Origin of the sequence: Pseudomonas sp. Eqa60 (assembly GCF_018326405.1) — a bacterium.
Lineage (GTDB): Bacteria > Pseudomonadota > Gammaproteobacteria > Pseudomonadales > Pseudomonadaceae > Aquipseudomonas > Aquipseudomonas protegens.
The window spans coordinates 488,343-506,138 of the sequence record NZ_AP024342.1; the positions used below are offsets into that span (position 1 = coordinate 488,343).

The 17,796-nt window shown below is 62.0% G+C and carries 20 protein-coding genes; 5 read left to right on the forward strand and 15 right to left on the reverse strand.

The features are described from left to right. Positions 1-8: 8 nt before the first annotated feature. From KI242_RS02170 to ubiE, 6 genes are all read right to left on the reverse strand, one after another. Positions 9-290, reverse strand: a complete 282-nt coding sequence (locus KI242_RS02170) for a twin-arginine translocase TatA/TatE family subunit (protein ID WP_077933226.1) — start codon at positions 288-290, stop codon at positions 9-11. Positions 291-315: 25 nt separating this feature from the next. Beyond that, a complete protein-coding gene (locus KI242_RS02175; RefSeq protein ID WP_011058798.1) occupies positions 316-648 on the reverse strand; it encodes a phosphoribosyl-ATP diphosphatase in 333 nt (110 codons plus the stop codon). 1 nt (position 649) lies between these two features. Beyond that, on the reverse strand, positions 650-1,042 hold the full coding sequence (hisI, locus tag KI242_RS02180) for a phosphoribosyl-AMP cyclohydrolase (RefSeq protein ID WP_011058799.1): 393 nt from the start codon (positions 1,040-1,042) through the stop codon (positions 650-652). 80 nt (positions 1,043-1,122) lie between these two features. Next, positions 1,123-2,727 carry a ubiquinone biosynthesis regulatory protein kinase UbiB gene (gene ubiB / locus KI242_RS02185; RefSeq protein ID WP_011058800.1) on the reverse strand — a complete coding sequence of 535 codons (1,605 nt, stop codon included), beginning with the start codon at positions 2,725-2,727 and terminating at the stop codon, positions 1,123-1,125. Continuing rightward, the gene (locus KI242_RS02190; RefSeq protein WP_015633857.1) at positions 2,724-3,347 is read right to left on the reverse strand and encodes an SCP2 domain-containing protein; all 624 of its coding nucleotides are present in this window, start codon (positions 3,345-3,347) and stop codon (positions 2,724-2,726) included. Before KI242_RS02190 ends, ubiB begins: the two co-directional genes overlap by 4 nt. Continuing rightward, positions 3,347-4,117 (reverse strand): bifunctional demethylmenaquinone methyltransferase/2-methoxy-6-polyprenyl-1,4-benzoquinol methylase UbiE, encoded by a 771-nt coding sequence (gene ubiE, locus KI242_RS02195; RefSeq protein ID WP_011058802.1) that lies wholly within the window; start codon positions 4,115-4,117, stop codon positions 3,347-3,349. Before ubiE ends, KI242_RS02190 begins: the two co-directional genes overlap by 1 nt. A 155-nt stretch (positions 4,118-4,272) precedes the next feature. On the opposite strand from ubiE, the gene KI242_RS02200 reads away from it, so the two are divergent. The 5 genes from KI242_RS02200 to KI242_RS02220 all read left to right on the forward strand — a co-directional run bounded on the left by KI242_RS02200 (position 4,273) and on the right by KI242_RS02220 (position 7,188). Beyond that, positions 4,273-4,548, forward strand: coding sequence for a polyhydroxyalkanoic acid system family protein (locus KI242_RS02200; protein ID WP_011058803.1), 276 nt, complete (start codon positions 4,273-4,275; stop codon positions 4,546-4,548). Positions 4,549-4,607: 59 nt separating this feature from the next. Next, positions 4,608-4,904, forward strand: coding sequence for a transposase (locus KI242_RS02205; protein ID WP_092308884.1), 297 nt, complete (start codon positions 4,608-4,610; stop codon positions 4,902-4,904). Next, complete coding sequence (locus KI242_RS02210) at positions 4,901-5,734, forward strand: IS3 family transposase (RefSeq protein ID WP_169894174.1); 834 nt, start codon at positions 4,901-4,903, stop codon at positions 5,732-5,734. The genes KI242_RS02205 and KI242_RS02210 overlap by 4 nt, the downstream gene beginning before the upstream one ends. Positions 5,735-5,897: 163 nt before the next feature. Continuing rightward, on the forward strand, positions 5,898-6,320 hold the full coding sequence (locus KI242_RS02215) for a phasin family protein (RefSeq protein WP_011058804.1): 423 nt from the start codon (positions 5,898-5,900) through the stop codon (positions 6,318-6,320). Positions 6,321-6,330: 10 nt separating this feature from the next. Next, positions 6,331-7,188 carry a phasin family protein gene (locus tag KI242_RS02220; protein WP_174395697.1) on the forward strand — a complete coding sequence of 286 codons (858 nt, stop codon included), beginning with the start codon at positions 6,331-6,333 and terminating at the stop codon, positions 7,186-7,188. Between the two features lie 60 nt (positions 7,189-7,248). Here the strand turns inward: KI242_RS02220 and KI242_RS02225 are convergent, their stop codons facing one another. From KI242_RS02225 to argS, 9 genes are all read right to left on the reverse strand, one after another. Beyond that, positions 7,249-7,869 carry a TetR/AcrR family transcriptional regulator gene (locus KI242_RS02225; RefSeq protein WP_011058806.1) on the reverse strand — a complete coding sequence of 207 codons (621 nt, stop codon included), beginning with the start codon at positions 7,867-7,869 and terminating at the stop codon, positions 7,249-7,251. A 65-nt stretch (positions 7,870-7,934) separates the two neighbouring features. Then, positions 7,935-9,617 (reverse strand): class II poly(R)-hydroxyalkanoic acid synthase, encoded by a 1,683-nt coding sequence (gene phaC, locus KI242_RS02230; RefSeq protein ID WP_011058807.1) that lies wholly within the window; start codon positions 9,615-9,617, stop codon positions 7,935-7,937. 108 nt (positions 9,618-9,725) lie between these two features. Further along, positions 9,726-10,586 (reverse strand): poly(3-hydroxyalkanoate) depolymerase, encoded by an 861-nt coding sequence (gene phaZ, locus KI242_RS02235; protein WP_011058808.1) that lies wholly within the window; start codon positions 10,584-10,586, stop codon positions 9,726-9,728. A gap of 130 nt (positions 10,587-10,716) precedes the next feature. Continuing rightward, positions 10,717-12,396, reverse strand: coding sequence for a class II poly(R)-hydroxyalkanoic acid synthase (gene phaC, locus KI242_RS02240; protein WP_015633859.1), 1,680 nt, complete (start codon positions 12,394-12,396; stop codon positions 10,717-10,719). Positions 12,397-12,652: 256 nt separating this feature from the next. Further along, positions 12,653-13,030 carry a DUF971 domain-containing protein gene (locus KI242_RS02245; protein ID WP_011058810.1) on the reverse strand — a complete coding sequence of 126 codons (378 nt, stop codon included), beginning with the start codon at positions 13,028-13,030 and terminating at the stop codon, positions 12,653-12,655. Between the two features lie 91 nt (positions 13,031-13,121). Then, positions 13,122-14,462: an ATP-dependent protease ATPase subunit HslU gene (hslU, locus tag KI242_RS02250; protein WP_011058811.1), complete on the reverse strand. Its 1,341-nt coding sequence runs from the start codon at positions 14,460-14,462 to the stop codon at positions 13,122-13,124. 57 nt (positions 14,463-14,519) lie between these two features. Then, positions 14,520-15,050, reverse strand: a complete 531-nt coding sequence (gene hslV, locus KI242_RS02255) for an ATP-dependent protease subunit HslV (protein WP_003186641.1) — start codon at positions 15,048-15,050, stop codon at positions 14,520-14,522. A gap of 199 nt (positions 15,051-15,249) precedes the next feature. Beyond that, a complete protein-coding gene (locus tag KI242_RS02260; RefSeq protein WP_011058812.1) occupies positions 15,250-15,957 on the reverse strand; it encodes an SPOR domain-containing protein in 708 nt (235 codons plus the stop codon). A 1-nt stretch (position 15,958) separates the two neighbouring features. Next, positions 15,959-17,695, reverse strand: coding sequence for an arginine--tRNA ligase (argS, locus tag KI242_RS02265; RefSeq protein WP_011058813.1), 1,737 nt, complete (start codon positions 17,693-17,695; stop codon positions 15,959-15,961). Positions 17,696-17,796: the final 101 nt, after the last annotated feature.

A 17,796-nucleotide genomic window follows, 5' to 3' on the forward strand; every position in this document is an offset into this window, starting at 1 on the left:
GTCAGTGCTCACGAGTCTTTGCGGGTCGGCTCTTCGACTTTCTGCGCCTGCACATCGATGGTGTGCGGCTGGCTCAACGGCGCGCTCTGCTGCGGCTGAACCGGTGGCACAGGCTGCGCTGCTGGCGGGACCACGGGTTCGGCAGGCTTTTCGTCGTCATTCATGGCCTTGCGAAAGCCCTTGATCGATTCGCCGACGTCGGTGCCCAGGTTCTTGAGCTTCTTGGTGCCGAATACCAGTACCACGACCACCAGGATGACGATCCAGTGTTTCCAGTCAAAAATGCCCATGCTGCGTTTCCTCTTAGAAAGTTGTTCAGGCGGACGGACGCGAGGCTTTCTCGGCGTGTCCGGACAAACCGAAGCGGCGGTCCAGCTCATCGAGCACGGCCTGGGGATGCTGCCCCAGCTGTGCCAGCATGACCAGGGTGTGGAACCACAGGTCCGCGGTTTCGTAGATCACATCGCTGCAGTCGCCGCTGATGGCAGCGTCCTTGGCGGCGATGATGGTTTCCACCGATTCTTCGCCGACTTTTTCCAGAATCTTGTTCAGGCCCTTGTGGTACAGGCTGGCGACGTAGGAGCTGTCGGCTGCGGCGTCTTTACGCTCTTCCAGCACCTGGGCCAGACGGGTGAGGGTATCGCTCATGTCAGTGTCCTGCAGAATAGATCGCGTGCGGGTCCTTGAGGACCGGTTCGACGGTTTTCCACTCGCCATCTTCATAGACGCGGTAGAAACAGCTGTGGCGGCCGGTATGGCAGGCGATGTCGCCGATCTGCTCAACCATCAGGATGATCACATCGGCGTCGCAGTCCAGGCGCATTTCATGAAGCTTCTGCACGTGCCCGGATTCTTCGCCCTTGCGCCACAGCTTGCCACGGGAACGTGACCAGTAGATGGCGCGATTCTCGGCAGCGGTCAGGCTCAGGGCCTCGCGGTTCATCCAGGCCATCATCAGTACGCGCCCGGTCTTGTGATCCTGGGCGATGGCCGGCACCAGGCCGTCCGCATCCCATTTGATCTGGTCCAGCCAATCTTTCATTTTCGACTCCGACAACCGGGCTCAACCCGCTGGTGACGCCTCGGCGATTTCGACAGTTTGCCAGCAGGTCGCGCCACTGGCTATCGGCGAACGATCAGATACAAACCGACCGCAATCATGATGCCAGCAGGCCAGTGCCCCAGCTCATGCAATGGACCGCCGGCGGCCAGGACCGCACCACCGCCCAGGTGGGCAGTGCCCAGCAGGCGCAGGAACCAGTCGTCCTTGCGCTTGTGCCAGGGCGCTGGCGGATCGGCGGCATGGGGCTGGGACATGCGCTCCAGCAGGTCGCGGGTCATGTTGGCCAGGTGCGGCAACTGTTCGATCTGGCTGTGGATGTTGCCGAGCACGGCCTTGGGGCTGACCCGTTCGCGCATCCAGCGTTCGAGGAAGGGTTGCGCGGTGTTCCACAGGTCCAGGTCCGGGTACAGCTGGCGGCCCAGGCCCTCGATGTTGAGCAGGGTCTTCTGCAGCAGCACCAGTTGCGGCTGCACTTCCATGTTGAAGCGCCGAGCGGTCTGGAACAGGCGCATCAGCACCTGGCCGAAGGAAATGTCCTTCAGCGGTTTTTCGAAGATCGGCTCGCACACGGTGCGGATCGCCGCCTCGAATTCGTTGAGCTTGGTTTCCGCCGGGACCCAGCCGGAATCAATGTGCAACTGGGCCACGCGGCGGTAGTCGCGCTTGAAGAAGGCAAACAGGTTGCGGGCCAGGTAGTCCTGGTCTTCCGGGGTCAGGCTGCCGACGATGCCGCAGTCGATGGCGATGTACTGCGGGCTCCAGGGCTGCACGGTGCTGACGAAGATGTTGCCCGGGTGCATGTCGGCGTGGAAGAAGCTGTCGCGGAACACCTGGGTGAAGAAGATCTCCACGCCACGCTCGGCGAGCATCTTCATGTCGGTACGCTGGTCGGCCAGGGTGGCCAGGTCGGTGACCTGAATGCCGTAGATGCGCTCCATCACCAGCACTTTGGGCCGGCACCAGTCCCAGTAGACCTGGGGTACATAGAGCAGCGGCGAGCCTTCGAAGTTGCGCTTGAGCTGACTGGCGTTGGCCGCCTCGCGCAGCAGGTCGAGCTCGTCGTAGATGGTTTTCTCGTAGTCGCTGACCACGTCCACCGGGTGCAGCAGGCGCGCGTCGGCAGAGAGCTTTTCCGCGGCACGGGCGAGGATGAACAGCCACGCCAGGTCCTGGGCGATGATCGGCTTGAGCCCGGGGCGGATCACCTTGACCACCACTTCTTCGCCGGTCTTGAGCTTGGCGGCGTGCACCTGGGCCACCGACGCCGACGCCAGGGGCTCGATGTCGAAGCGGCTGAACACGTCGCTGATCTTCTTGCCCAGCTGCGCTTCGATCAGGGCCACGGACTTTTGCGAGTCGAACGGCGGCACCCGGTCCTGCAGCAGCATCAGCTCGTCGGCGATGTCTTCCGGCAGCAGGTCGCGGCGGGTCGAGAGGATCTGCCCGAACTTGATGAAGATCGGCCCCAGGTCCTGCAACGCCAGGCGCAGGCGTGCACCGCGGCTCAGGTCCAGCGGCTTGCGCGGGAACCAGCGCCAGGGCAGGGCGAAGCGCAGGGCCAGGAGGAACCAGGGCAGGGGCAGGTCGAACAGCAGGTCATCGAGGCGGTAGCGGATCACGACGCGCTGGATGCGCAACAGACGGCGGACGGCAAGCAGCTTCATGCGTTATCGCTTGGGTCAAGGGATCGGGAAAGGCGCTCCAAGCGCGCCTCGAGACGTTCCAGGTCGAGTTTGGCCTGATCCAGCTCGCGAAAGCGCGCTTCGGCTTCGCGCTGACCCACCAGGGTCCGCGATTCTTCGGCGAGGAATTCGGCGAGGTTCTGGTTGAGGCTGGCAAATCCTTGCTGATACCAGCGGGCGCGGCTGCGCACATGGCCACTGAACAGCTGGGTGGCCACGGGGCCCAGCCAGCGCGAGAGCTCGTACTCCCAGTCCAGCTCCAGGTCCTGAAGGGTTGCTGCCAGGTCCAGCAGCACGCCGCTATCGCCTTCCAGCTCCACTTCGGGGCCGTGCAGGACCGCGGTCTTGTCCTTGCTCAGGGCCAGGCGCAGCAGGCTCGAGGCCGGTGCGCGCAGGGTGCAGTCCGGGTCCGCGGCCCACTGGCTGGCGAGCATCAGGCCTTCATCGCTGGGCAGGATGAACAGCTGCAGCGCCGGGTTGCGGCATTCCACGGCGATCACCTTGCCATTGAGGTGCTGCAGGCGCGGCAGCGCCGTGCTGTCCAGACGCAGCACCCGATTGATGCCGGTCTCGACGCTGGCGAGCAGGCCGCTGAGCAACATCAGGGCTTGATGCCGCGGTGCAGGGCGACGATGCCTGCGGTCATGTTGTGATAGGTCACGCGGTCGAAACCGGCCTCGACCATCATCGACTTCAGGGTTTCCTGGTTGGGGTGCATGCGGATCGATTCGGCCAGGTAGCGGTAGCTTTCCGAGTCGTTGGTGATCAGCTTGCCGGCCAGGGGCATGAAGGCGAACGAGTAGGCGTCGTAGACCTTGGACATCAGCGCGTTGGTGGGCTTGGAGAACTCCAGCACCAGCAGGCGACCGCCGGGCTTGAGCACCCGCAGCATGGAGCGCAGGGCGTCTTCCTTGTGGGTCACGTTGCGCAGGCCGAAGGCAATGGTCACGCAGTCGAAATGGTTGTCCGGGAACGGCAGTTTTTCCGCATCGGCCTGGACGAACTCGACGTTGCCGGCCACACCCAGGTCCAGCAGGCGGTCACGACCGACCTTGAGCATGGATTCGTTGATGTCGGCCAGTACCACTTGGCCGGTCGGGCCCACCAGGTGGGAGAAACGCTTGGTCAAGTCACCCGTGCCGCCGGCGATGTCCAGTACGCGATTGCCGGCGCGCACGCCGGACAGCTCGATCGTGAAGCGTTTCCACAGGCGGTGCATGCCACCGGACAGCACGTCGTTCATCAAGTCGTACTTGGCCGCTACTGAGTGGAACACCTCAGCGACTTTTTCCGCTTTCTGGCTTTCAGGAACATTCTTGAAGCCGAAGTGAGTGGTGGGTTCGGCATCGCTGCCTTTGCGCTGATCAGTCATATCGCTGTCACCAAAAGAGAATGCGGGACATTCTAATGCCGGTGGCGGTCTTTGTCTTGGCAAGGCTGAATGTAAGATAGCGATCCGCCGGGACGTTTTGACGCACGCAGGGTCAAGATGCTTCAGGCAAGTCCCGAAACAGCAGGAGACCTTCAATGGCCCGTATTAGTGTTGAACGTGCCCATGGCCTGGGCAAGCAGGCAGCCCGTGAAAAGGCCGACAAACTGGCGCAGAAACTCGCCGATCAATATGGCCTGGAGCCGCAGTGGGCAGGCGATACCCTGAACCTCAAGCGCTCGGGCGTCAAAGGCGCGGTGCATGTGGGTGAAGAGTCGATCCGCATCGACGTGGAACTGGGGATGTTGATGTCGGCCATGAGCGGCACCATCAAGTCGGAAATCGAAAAGGCTCTGGACAAGGCTCTGGTCTGAACTGTTGTGGCTCAATATTCCTGAACCACTCTGTAGGAGTTTCAACCTAAGGAAGCATCATGGGATTTCGGGTTGTTAGCGCTGAAGAAAAGGCTGAAGCTATTCGCCTGGTCGTGGAAATGAATTACTCGGTGCCTAAGGCGTGTGAGCAAACCGGGGTTGGGCCTACAGCCCTGCGACGCTGGGTCGCCAGATGGCGCAAGGAGCATGAAGGAGCCTTGCTGCCCACACGCCCTCAGGACCAGGAACTGATTGACTCACTGCAGGCCAGGCTCGCCCTGCTGGAAGCCGAGAATAGCGTCCTAAAAAAGCAATTGCCCTCTCATCTGAAGGTGCTGTTCAGCCGAATCAAATGATCGAGGGTTTGAAAGGACAGCTCTCCATTCGGCACTGCTGCCGACTTCTGGGCGTGCCTCGCAGCAGCTATTACGCCAAGCACTTGGCCCGGTCTGAGCCTGGGGTCGAGCGGCAACTGGAAAAGACCATTCGGCAGTTGCACCGGGAGCATCGAGGTGCCCTGGGCGCCCGGGGATTTGCCAGGGAGCTTAAAAAGCAGGGCGTCGTGGTTGGACGCCATCGTATGGGCCGTCTGATGAAAAACCTTGGTCTGGTCAGACGACGAGCCCGTTACGCTCACTATCGTCGGACCGGAAAGCCCAGCAATACCGCAGCCAATGTCCTTGATCGTCGCTTTAATCCTGCATCGCCCAATACGTTTTGGGCCGGAGACATCACTTATATTCGCGTCGGTGGAAGCTGGCTGTACCTGGCAATCGTGATGGATCTGTTTTCACGTCGGATCGTCGGCTGGGCCTTTTCCAGGACCGCCGATGCCGAGCTGTCGCTCAAGGCGTTGCGGCTGGCTGTTGGCATACGTCGACCTGGTTCAGCGCTGGTATTCCACTCGGACCAGGGCTGCCAATACACCGCGGATCGCTTTGTCGAATACCTGGCTGAGAAGCAGATCGTGCAGAGCATGAGTCGACGCGCAAACTGCTGGGACAACGCGGTGGTGGAGCGTTATTTCCGGACACTGAAACACGACTGGTCGCCTGAAAATGGCTACCAGAATCATTTCGAGGCGCAGAAGGATGTGATGGATTTCATTGCCCATTACAACCATCGGCGTTGCCACAGCGCCTCAAACGATCTGCCGCCCGCTGCTTTTGAAAGGCTGGCGGCCTAATGCTCCTACAGAGTGGTCCAAAAAAGCTGGACCACTACAAACCGGCTCCTACATGAATTCATGACAGTCGTTAGGGTGCCGATTCTAATTTTTCTCTCTAGGTTGTGCCTCAGGTCCTCTTTCCGAGGGCAGTTCCTCAAACCTTCTGCGCGTGAGGTGCACCATGGCCAAAGTAATTCTGAAGAAAAAAGTTGATGCCCAATCGACTGCTCTGAGTGAAGTCAAATCCTATGCCCGCAAGATCTGGCTGGCAGGCCTGGGGGCCTACGCCAAAGTCGGTCAGGAAGGCAGCGAGTACTTCCAGGAGTTGATCAAGGCTGGTCAATCCGTTGAAAAGAAAGGCAAAAAAGTTGTCACTGAACAACTTGAAGCAGCCAACAGTCAGATAGATGGCGTTAAAGGGGATGTCAGCACTCTTAAAGGCAAAGTCGAAGTGCAACTGGACAAGGTCGAGAAGGCTTTTGACACGCGCGTCGCCAGTGCCTTGAATCGTATCGGCATTCCGTCTAAACATGACGTTGAGACACTCTCTGCTAAGCTCGATGAGCTGACGGCGTTGCTCGAACGTGTCGCGCGTAAACATTAAGGAGAACGGGATGGCTGGTAAAAAGAATACTGAAAAAGAAGGCAGCTCGTGGATCGGGAAAGTCGAAGAGTACTCCCGTAAAATTTGGCTTGCTGGTTTAGGCGTGTACTCGAAAATCGACTCTGACGGCAGCAAGCTTTTCGAGACATTGGTCAAAGATGGTGAGAAAGCCGAGAAACTGACTAAGAGCGTAGTCGGCAAGAAAGTTGATGCGGCCAAAGATTCCGCAACTTCGGCCAAGTCGCGTATCAGCGACGTCAAGGATCGCGCCCTGGGTAAGTGGGATGAACTGGAAGGCGCTTTCGACAAGCGCTTGAACAGCGCCATCTCGCGTCTGGGCGTGCCTAGCCGCAACGAAGTCAAGGCCCTGCACGACAAGGTCGATACCCTGACCAAGCAGATTGAAAAACTCACAGGTGCCAAGGTTGCGCCGGTTGCAGCCAAAACTGCAGCTGCCAAGCCTGCTGCAAAACCCGCAGCCAAGCCTCTGGCCAAGCCTGCCGCTAAGCCTGTCGCCAAGGCCGCCGCTAAACCCGCAGCCAAGCCGGCCGCGAAAACCGCAGCCGCCAAACCAGCGGCCAAACCGGCTGCCAAGCCTGTAGCGGCCAAGCCCGCTGCCAAGCCAGCAGCCAAGCCCGCGGCGAAAACCGCAGCGGCCAAGCCAGCGGCCAAACCGGCCGCCAAGCCTGCAGTGGCGAAAAAGCCTGTGGCTGCCAAGCCAGCGGCCAAACCAGCAGCCAAGCCCGCTGTTGCGGCCAAGCCTGCAGCCCCGGCTCCGGCCAGCTCGGCGAACTCCGCCGCAGCCCCGAGCCCGGCTGCAACCCCGACTGCCGCGCCAGCTCCAGCGACGCCAAGCAGCCAGTCCTGATCGCATCAGGAATAAAAAACGCCCGGCCTGGGAAGGCCGGGCGTTTTTTATTGAGGCGTTCTAGCCCTGCTCATCCAGGTAGCGCAGCGCCATCTGTTCGGTGGCCATCTTTGCCGGCGGCAGCAGGTGTGGCGCCACCAGCATCATGATCTGGTAGACCACCAGCCGAACTTCGCCTTCGCGATCGAGAATCCGCTGGTAATCCAGAGAGAACAGCAGGGTCATGGTGATCTGTTCCACCAGCTGCCCCAGGGCCTGGGTGCCGCTGACCAGTTGCCCCTGAGCCTTGAGCCGGGCCAGCAACGAGGCCAGGGTGCGTTTCAAGGCATTGAGCAGGTTGCGAATGCCCTTGGCCAGTTTTGGCAGGCGCCCGGCCAGGTTGGACAGGTCCTGAAATAGAAAGCGGTAGTGGGCCAGGCGCTCGACGATCAGGTGCAGGAACAGCCAGTAGTCTTCCGCCGCCAGCTGGACGTCGGACGGTGGGTCCAGCAATGGCGTCAGTTCGTTCTGAAAGCGCTCGAACAGGCCGAGCACCAGCGGCTCCTTGCCATGGAAGTGGTAGTAGAGGTTGCCGGGGCTGATCCCCATTTCATTGGCCACCTCCATGGTGGAGACATTGGGCTCGCCCTTTTGATTGAACAGTTGCAGGGCACATTCGAGTATCCGGTCGCGGGTCTTCATCCTGACTTCTTGTCGGTCCATTGAAGGGGCACGGCTCCGGCGTGGAACCGTGGTGCAAAGTGTCTTCAGCGCACGCGCACGTAGGTGCCGGGCGCAGCCTCCATCGGCGGATAGTTCTGGTTGCCCAGGGTGGTGAGGGTTTCCCGCTGCGCCCCCGAACGCTCCTGGACCCAGGTCAGCCACTGGCTCCACCAGCTGCCGTCCACATGCTCGGCATCGTAGTACCAGGCCCGCGGGTCGCTGCTGAGCTTGCGGTTCTCCACGTAATTGGCCTTGGGATTGCTCGGCGGGTTGAGGATGCTCTGCACGTGGCCGCTGTTGGACAGCACGAAGCGCCGTTCGCCGCCCAGCAGCAGGGTCGAGCGGTAGACCGCGTCCCAGGGCGTGATGTGGTCGTTGATCCCGGCCACGCTGAAGCTGTCCACCGTGACCTTCTGCAAGTCGATCGGCGTGCCGCAGACTTCCAGCCCGCCGACATGGCTCAGGGGGTTGTGCTTGAAGAAGTCCAGCAGATCGCCGTGCAGCGCGGCCGGCAACCGGGTGCTGTCGTTGTTCCAGTAGAGAATGTCGAAGACCGGCGGCTCCTTGCCCAGCAGGTAGTTGTTGACCCAGTAGTTCCAGATCAGGTCGTTGGGGCGCATCCAGGCGAACACCTTGGCCATGTCGCGACCGTCCAGTACCCCTTGCTGATAGGAGCGACGCTTGGCCGCTTCGAGGGTCTTCTCGTCGGCGAACAGCGTTGCCGGGCTGTCCATCTGGCTGTCCAGCAGGCTCACCATGTAGGTCGCGCTGGATACCCGGCGCAGCTGGCGCTTGGCCTGCAGATGGCCTTGCAGGGCGGCGATGGTCAGCCCTCCGGCACAGGCTCCCACCAGGTTGACTTCGCGACTGCCGGTAATCGCCCGGGTGACGTTCAGCGCTTCTTCGGCCGCCTCGACGTAGGTCGACAGGCCCCACTCGCGGTGCCGCACATCCGGGTTGCGCCAGCTGACCATGAACACCTGCAGGCCGTTTTTCAGCGCGTACTGGACGAAGCTGTTGGTCGGGCTCAGGTCGAAAATGTAGTACTTGTTGATTTGTGGCGGCACGATCAGCAGCGGCTTGGCGTACTGTTTTTCGCTCATGGGGCTGTACTGGATCAGCTCCAGCAATTCATTGCGAAACACCACTGAGCCCGGGGTGACCGCCAGGTTCTTGCCCACCTCGAAGGCGTGCTTGGTCACCTGGCTGGGCAACCCGTTGTTGTGCAGCAGGTCATCCAGCAGGTTGCCGATGCCCCGCACCACGCTGTTGCCCCCGGTGTTGAAGATCTCCTTGAGGGCCAGGGGGTTGAGCAGGGTATTGGAAGGCGCAACGGCATCATTGAGCAGGGAAAAGGCAAAGTGTGCCCGCGCCCGGTCGTCCTCGCTCATGCCACTGTCGTCGATCCAGTGGCGCACCTGCTTCTGCCAGCTCAGGTAGGCCTGCAGGCCGCGCCGGTAGAAGGGGTTGAGGCTCCAGGCCGGGTCGGCGAAGCGGTTGTCCTTGGGGTTGGTCTTGTGCAGGGTTTCCCCCAGCAGCACACGCCCCAGCTGGCCGCCCAGGGCCAGGGTATGCCGGGCACTGTGCAACGGATTGCGCAGGCTGTGGGCCGCCAGGCTGCGCAAGGTGGAGAACAGGTCCCGGCCGCGCAGGCCGGTGATCGCACTCTGCGCATTGATATACGCGGCGGGTGACGGCAATGAGCCCGTCGCAGGTTTGTCTTGCATGAGTCAACACTCCTTCGTCAAACCACTAACAAGCAGACCAATCCAAGACAGACAACATAGTCGGTCCTGGCCCTTCTTGCGCGCGACGATCCTGTCGACAGGTATCTTTTACTTGGTAGGGCGCACAGGTTCGGGATGCGGGTGCATCACCGCCCTTTGGCGTTCTTCCTGGAGGAACTTCATGATGATCGGGGCGACGGCCTCGGCCCGGGTGATCAGGAACAGGTGGCCATCATCGATGATGTGCAACTGGGCATTGGGTATGCGCCAGGCCAGCATGCGCATGTTGATCAGGGGAATCAGCGGGTCGTCATCGCCGGCCAGCACCAGGGTCGGCTGATGGATCTTGTGCAGCCAGTGAATGCTGGTCCAGCCCAGGCCCGCGAATAGCTGCCAGTAGTAGCCGAGCTTGCCGGCCGAGCGCACCTTGGCTGCGTGTTCCGCTGCCAGGCTCGGGTCGCGGCGGAAGGAGCCGCCATAGATCAGCGGCGCGATGCGCATCACATGGGAGGGCTGCACGTAGCGCCGTGGACTGGCCATCATCCACAGCACCTTGGGTTTGCCCGGGACCATGAACGCCCCGGCCGCGGTGGCGGCCAGCACCAGCTTCTTGCAGCGCTCGGGGTAGTCGTAGGCGAACTGCTGGGCCAGCGCGCCGCCCCAGGACACACCCACTGCATTGACCTGGCCGTAGTCCAGGTAGTCGAGCATCCGCGCGGTCAGCTTGGCCAGCCCGGGAAAGCGGTAGGGCCGGCTCGGCGTGGAGGAGCCGCCGACACCGGGGACATCGAAGGCGATCACCTCGAGGTCCGGATCCAGGGCCTGGACAAAGGGAAACACCAGCTCCAGGTTGGCGCCGATGCCGTTGAAGATCAGCAGCGGCGTCAAGTGCGGCTTGCCTGGGCGTACCGCGGTGCGGATGGTCTGGCCATCCAGGTCGACGGTGCGGAATATGAATGAGTGTGGCATGCCGTAGCCCTGTGAATTAAACCGTCGCAGCCGCCATCCCGGGCGTCCTGCGGATTTCCTGAGGCCGAGCCTCTTGTCAAGAATAGGGCTTGGCGGAGCCTCCTGGCGCCGCCGTGTCGATGGCCGGGGCTCAGCGCTCGTGGACGTAGGTCCCGGGCGCCGCCTCGGCGGCTGCGAACTTCTTGTTACCCAGGCTGGTGGGCGCCGGCTTCAGGTCACCTGAGCGTTCCGCCTGCCAGGCCTGCCAATGCAGCCACCAGGAATCGGTGTGCTTGATCGAGTTTTCCTGCCACTGGTCGGGGCAGGCCGGAATGTCGGTGCTGGTCATGTAGCGCGCCTTGGGGTTGCCAGGCGGGTTGAGGATGCTCTGGATATGGCCGCTGCTGGAGAGCACGAACTCGACGTTGCCGCCAAACAGCTGCGCCGACTTGTAGCAGGACTTCCACGGGGTGATGTGGTCGTTGGTGCCGGCCAGGGAGAAGATATCGGCGGTCACCTGCTTGAGGTCGATCGGCGTGCCGCACACTTCCAGTGCATTGGCGCGCACCAGCGGGTTGTTCTTGAACATTTCGATCAGGTCGCCGTGGAAGGCGGCGGGCAGGCGGGTGGTGTCGTTGTTCCAGAACAGGATGTCGAACACCGGCGGCTCGTTGCCCAGCAGGTAGTTGTTGACCCAGTAGTTCCAGATCAGGTCGTTGGGGCGCATCCAGGCGAACACCTTGGCCATGTCGCGGCCTTCCAGGACTCCGGCCTGATAGGAGTGGCGCTTGGCCGCTTCCAGGGTCTGCTCGTCGACGAACAGCGCTACCTGGGTGTCCAGGGTGGTGTCGAGTACGCTGACCAGCAGGGTCAGGGCGTTGACCTTCTTCTGCCCCAGCGCCGCGTAGTGGCCCAGCAGCGCGGTGCAGGTGATGCCGCCGGAGCAGGCACCGAGCATGTTCACGTCCTTGCTGCCGGTGATCGCGGTCACTACGTCGACCGCTTCTTTCAGGGCTTCGATGTAGGTGGACAGGCCCCATTCGCGCTGGGCCTTGGTGGGGTTGCGCCAGCTGACGATAAAGGTCTGCACGTTGTTGCGCAGGCAGAAGCGCGCCAGGCTCTTGTCCGGGCTGAGGTCGAAGACATAGAACTTGTTGATCTGCGGTGGCACCACCAGCAGCGGGCGCTCATGCACCTGCTCGGTGATCGGCCGGTACTGGATCAGCTCCAGCACGTCATTGCGAAACACCACCGCGCCTTCACTGGTGCCCAGGTTCTTGCCCACTTCGAAGGCGTCCATGTTGACCTGGCTGGGCATGCCGCCGTTGTGCACCAGGTCCTTGGCCAGATGGGACAGGCCGTCCAGCAGGCTCTTGCCGCCGGTTTCGAAGAAGCGCTTTACCGCTGCGGGGTTGGCCGCGCTGTTGGTCGGGGCCATGGCTTCGGTCATCAGGTTGATCACGAAGTGGCCGCGGCTGATGTCCTGCTCGGACAGGCTGCTGTCGTCGATCCAGTCGTGGAGCTCCTTGCGCCACGCCAGGTAGGTTTGCAGGTAGCGTTTGTACAACGGGTTCTGGCTCCACGCGGGGTCGTTGAAGCGACGGTCGTCGCTCTCCGGCTGCAGGGTGGATTTGCCGAACATCACGTTCTTAAGTTCGATGCCGAAATGGGCGACGTGCTTGACGCTGTGGATGGGTTGTTTGATGGCCTGGGCAAGCACCATTCGAGCGGAAGTAAGCAGGTCCTTTCTACGCAAGCCAATGACCGGATTGAGCCCCAGGGTGTTTTCCGAGGCTTGGCGTTTCAGGTCATCGTTATTCTTGTTACTCATCTACGACGCTCCATTGTCCTGAGACGAGTACCGGACCTGCTGTGCAGTCACACAGCACGATGCCAGGTACTACTGCTCGGGTGACCGTTGATTGCGCACCGCTGCTTTTTGTTCCGAAAGCTCTGCAGGGAACTTGCCAGCTCCATTGGTTACCCGAGTTTAATTTTTTCCGCAAGCAGGCCATTCATTGGCCATACAGCCAAGCATTCAAACAGATGAAATTAGAAAATGCCCTCTAAACCATCGGAGCCTTGAGCTAGAGCATCAGCTTGACGATGGACTCGTTCGGATCGCGGGATTTTCCGGCAGCCTTGAGCTCCGCCAGATAGTCGTTCCACAGCTCGTCCTGGCGCAGCGCCAGTTGGTAGAGGTAGTCCCAGGTGAACAATCCGCTGTCATGACCGTCGTCGAAGGTCAATTTCAGTGCGTACTGGCCCGCCGGTTCAACCTTGGTCAGACCGACGCCGAGCTTGCCGAATTGCAGGATGGGTTTGCCGTGGCCCTGGACCTCGGCGGAGGGAGAATGCACCCGCAGGAGTTCTGCAGGCAGGTGATAGACCTCGTCCGGCCCGTAAGTCAGGGTCAGGGTTTTCGAGGCTTTGTGCAGGTTGATACCGGTGGGAAGTTTGCTCATGACCTGTAGTCCTTCCGGCAGGAGCCGGCTTGCCGGCGATCGGGGGAGGCCCTATCGCTGGCAAGCCAGTCCCTGCATGGGTGGCGAAGGTTTACAGGATATAACGGGAAAGGTCTTCGTTCTGCGCCAATTCGCCCAGGTGGCTGTTGACGTAGGCGGCGTCGATGCGGATCGGCTCTTCGCTGTGGGCGCTGGCCAGGTCACCGGCACTGAACGACACCTCTTCCAGCAGGCGCTCGAGCAGGGTGTGCAGGCGACGGGCACCGATGTTCTCGGTCTTCTCGTTGACCTGCCAGGCGATTTCCGCCAGGCGCTTGATGCCTTCGGGCAGGAACTCGATGTTCAGGCCTTCGGTCTTCAGCAGCTCGCGATATTGCTCGGTCAGCGAAGCGTGCGGCTCGCTGAGGATGCGCTCGAAGTCTTGCGGCGACAGCGCCTTGAGTTCCACGCGGATCGGCAGACGGCCTTGCAGCTCCGGTACCAGGTCGCTGGGCTTGCTCAGGTGGAAGGCACCGGAGGCAATGAACAGGATGTGGTCGGTCTTGACCATGCCCAGCTTGGTGTTGACGGTGCAGCCTTCGATCAGCGGCAGCAGGTCACGCTGCACGCCCTCGCGGGAGACGTCCACACCGCCGGCGTTGCCGCGTTTGGCCACCTTGTCGATCTCGTCGATGAACACGATGCCGTGCTGCTCGACGGCTTCCAGGGCCTTGGCCTTGAGTTCTTCGTCGTTGACCAGGCGGCTGGCTTCTTCGTCGCGTACCAGTTTCAGCGCTTCCTTGACCTTGAGCTTGCGGTTCTTGCGCTTGCCCTTGCCCATGTTGGCGAACAGGCTCTGCAGCTGGTTGGTCATTTCTTCCATGCCCGGTGGCGCGGAAATGTCGACGCCTGCAGCTTCCGCCACTTCGATCTCGATTTCCTTGTCATCCAGCTGGCCTTCGCGCAGGCGCTTGCGGAACAGCTGGCGGGTATTGGAGTCCTGGGCCGGAGCCGCGTCGTCGCTGTTGAAACCGGTGCGTGCCTGGGGCAGCAGGGCATCGAGGATGCGTTCTTCGGCGGCGTCTTCGGCGCGATGGCGAACCCGGATCATTTCCTGTTCGCGGAACATCTTGATCGCCGCGTCGGCCAGGTCGCGGATGATGGATTCAACGTCGCGGCCCACATAGCCGACTTCGGTGAACTTGGTGGCCTCGACCTTGATGAAGGGCGCATTGGCCAGCTTGGCCAGGCGGCGGGCGATCTCGGTCTTGCCGACGCCGGTCGGGCCGATCATCAGGATGTTCTTGGGGGTCACTTCAACGCGCAGCTCGGCCGGCAGTTGCATGCGGCGCCAGCGGTTGCGCAGGGCGATAGCGACGGCGCGCTTGGCATCGTCCTGGCCGATGATATGGCGATTGAGTTCGTGGACGATTTCGCGGGGTGTCATGGACATAGTAGTTGGCGGTCCTCAAGCAAGAATGAATGCCGTGGCGCAAGCGCCGCAACAGGCTTATTCCGCGAGATCCTGCTCCTCGATGGTTTGAGTGTGGTTGGTGAATACACAGATGTCGCCGGCGATGCCGAGTGCGGTCTCGACGATTTCACGGGCCGACAGGTCGGTCTTTTTCAGCAGGGCGCTGGCAGCGGCCTGGGCGTAGGCGCCACCGGAACCCATGGCGATCAGCCCGTCCTCGGGTTCAACCACGTCGCCATTGCCGGTGATGATCAAGGACGCATCCTTGTTGGCCACGGCCAGCATGGCTTCCAGGCGGCTCAGGGAGCGATCGGTGCGCCATTCCTTGGCCAGCTCTACGGCGGCACGGACCAGATGGCCCTGGTGTTTCTCCAGTTGGCCTTCAAAGCGCTCGAACAGGGTGAAGGCGTCGGCGGTGGCCCCGGCAAAGCCGGCGATGACCTGGCCGTGATAGAGGCGGCGGACTTTTTTCGCGTTGCCTTTCATCACGGTGTTGCCGAGAGAAACCTGGCCGTCGCCGCCCATGACGACTTTGCCGTGGCGGCGGACTGAAACGATGGTGGTCAAGGGGGGAGTCTCCACACAGCGGGGCGAAAGTGCCCTGATGGAAACTCATATGGGGGTGGTCGGGCGTTTTTCAACCGGAGGCTGCAGCGAGGGACCGGCGGTCATTGTTGCATGCTGCAAGCGCTTCGCGGGCAGGCCCGCTCCTACGGGGGGCCATGTAGGAGTGGGCTTGCCCGCGATCAATCGCGTAGCGGTCGGCTTAGCGGCTCTGGCGCTGTTGTAACAGCAGGTTGCTGAAGCCGGCGCCGGCCAGTTGTTTCTGCGCCACGGTCAGCTGTTCGCGGTTGCTGAACGGGCCTACCAATACCCGGTACCAGGTTTCATCCTTCACCGTGCCGGATTCCACCGAGACCGACTGGCCCAGCAGGATGATCTGCGCCCGGACCTTGTCGGCATCGGCTTCCTTGCGGAACGAACCGGCCTGGAGGAAGAACTTGGTCACCGGCGCCGCCTTGGCCACGGGTGGCGCTGGTGGCGGGGTGATCCCGGCCAGGGCTGCCTGGGCACGGGCGGTGTCGATCTTGGCCGCTTCCGCCGGGGTTACCGGGGTGGTGGGCACAGGTGGCACCTGTGGCGTCGGCAGGGTTTTTTCCGGCACCGCTTCCGGCGGCACGATGACCTCCGATTCCGGCAACAGGGTGTAGAAGTCGTATTTCGGCTTCACCGGTTGCTGGGGGCTCGGCGGGGTCTTGTTGGCCTCGGCGATCTTGGTGGCTTTCTGCTGTTCGATCTTCTCGCGCTTGACGCTGTCGCCGCCCTTGCCGGGCTCGAGCTTCATCAGGAACACGATGAAGGCACCGATGGTCAGGCCGATGGCCAGCCACAACCAGCCCGGAATCGGCTTCTTGGCCGGGGCCTGGTAACGGCTGGCGCCACGCTTGGGTGCAGGTTTTTTCTTGGCAGCCAACTTACATTTGCTCCAGGACTTTGAGGCCCAGCAGTTCCAGACCTTGCTTGAGGGTGCGCCGGGTCAGCTCGGTGAGGCGCAGACGGCTGTGCATCTGGGTCGGCGTCTCGGCTGCCAGGATCGGGCAGTTTTCATAGAAGCTGGAGAACAGCCCGGCCACGTCGTACAGGTAGGTGCAGAGGATGTGTGGCGTGCCCTTCTCGGCGACGTTGTTGAGAATCTCGCCGAACTGCGCCAGCTTGGCCGCCAGCTCCAGTTCCTGGGCCGCGTGCAGTTCGATCTGCCCGCCGACTTCGCTGAAGTCCTTGCCCAGCTTGCGGAACACACCGGCGGCGCGGGTGTAGGCGTACAGCAGGTACGGCGCGGTGTTGCCTTCGAAGTTGAGCATCAGGTCGAAGTTGAAGCTGTAGTCGCTGGTGCGGTGCTTGGACAGGTCGGCGTACTTCACCGAGTCGATGCCCACCACCTTGGCGATGCTGCGCAGGTCGGCTTCCGGCAGTTGCGGGTTCTTTTCCTTCACCAGGGCGTAGGCACGTTCTTCGGCTTCGGTCAGCAGGTCGATGAGCTTCACGGTGCCGCCGTCGCGGGTCTTGAACGGACGGCCGTCGGCGCCGTTCATGGTGCCGAAGCCCATGTGCTCCATTTCCATCGGATGGGTCACGAAACCGGCCTTGCGGGCCACGGCGAACACTTGCTGGAAGTGCAGGGCCTGGCGCTGGTCGACGAAGTACAGGGCGCGATCGGCCTTGAGCTTGCCGCTGCGGTAGCGCACGGCCGCCAGGTCGGTGGTGGCGTACAGGTAGCCGCCGTCAGCCTTGACGATGATCACCGGCAGCGGCTCGCCTTCGGCGTTCTTGAACTCGTCGAGGAACACGCACTGGGCGCCGTTGCTCTCCACCAGCAGGCCCTGGGCCTTGAGGTCGTTGACCACGTTGATCAGGTCGTCGTTGTAGGCGCTCTCGCCCATCACGTCGGCCATGGTCAGCTTGACGTTGAGCAGCTCGTAGATCTTCTGGCAGTGGGACAGGGAGATGTCCTTGAACTTGGTCCACAGCTCCAGGCAGTCCGGGTCGCCGGCCTGCAGCTTGACCACCAGGCCGCGGGCGCGGTCGGCGAAGGCTTCGGACTCGTCGAAGCGCTGCTTGGCGGCGCGGTAGAAGTTCTCCAGGTCCGACAGCTCGTCACTGGTGATGGGGTTTTCTTCCAGGTAGGCCATCAGCATTCCGAACTGGGTGCCCCAGTCGCCCACGTGGTTCTGGCGAATCACGGTGTCGCCGAGGAACTCCAGGACCCGGGCCACGCCGTCGCCAATGATGGTGGAGCGCAGGTGGCCAACGTGCATTTCCTTGGCCAGGTTGGGCGCCGACATGTCGATCACGGTGCGCTGCGCCGGGCCGGCCTTGCGTACGCCCAGGTGGTCGTCGCCAAGAGCAGCGTCCAGGCGCGCGGCCAGGGCCTGGGTGTTCTGGAAGAAGTTGATGAAGCCGGGGCCGGCGATTTCCGCCTTGCTCAGGTCTTCATGGGCCGGCAGGGCGGCGATGATTTTCTCCGCCAGGTCGCGTGGCTTCATGCCGGCCGGCTTGGCCAGCATCATGGCGATGTTGCTGGCGAAGTCGCCGTGGGTCTTGTCGCGGGTGTTTTCGACCTGGATCGCCGGCGTCAGGCCTTCTGGCAACACACCTTCGGTGACGAGTTGGGTGATGGCTTGCTGGATGAGCTGGCGAATGGTGTCTTTCATGGTCTTCTCTTTCGACCGCTGGTGCGGCGGCGCTTCGGTGCGCAGGTGGAAAAACTGGGCATTATCCGTTGCTGGAACGGGCTTGCCAACTATAGAGGACT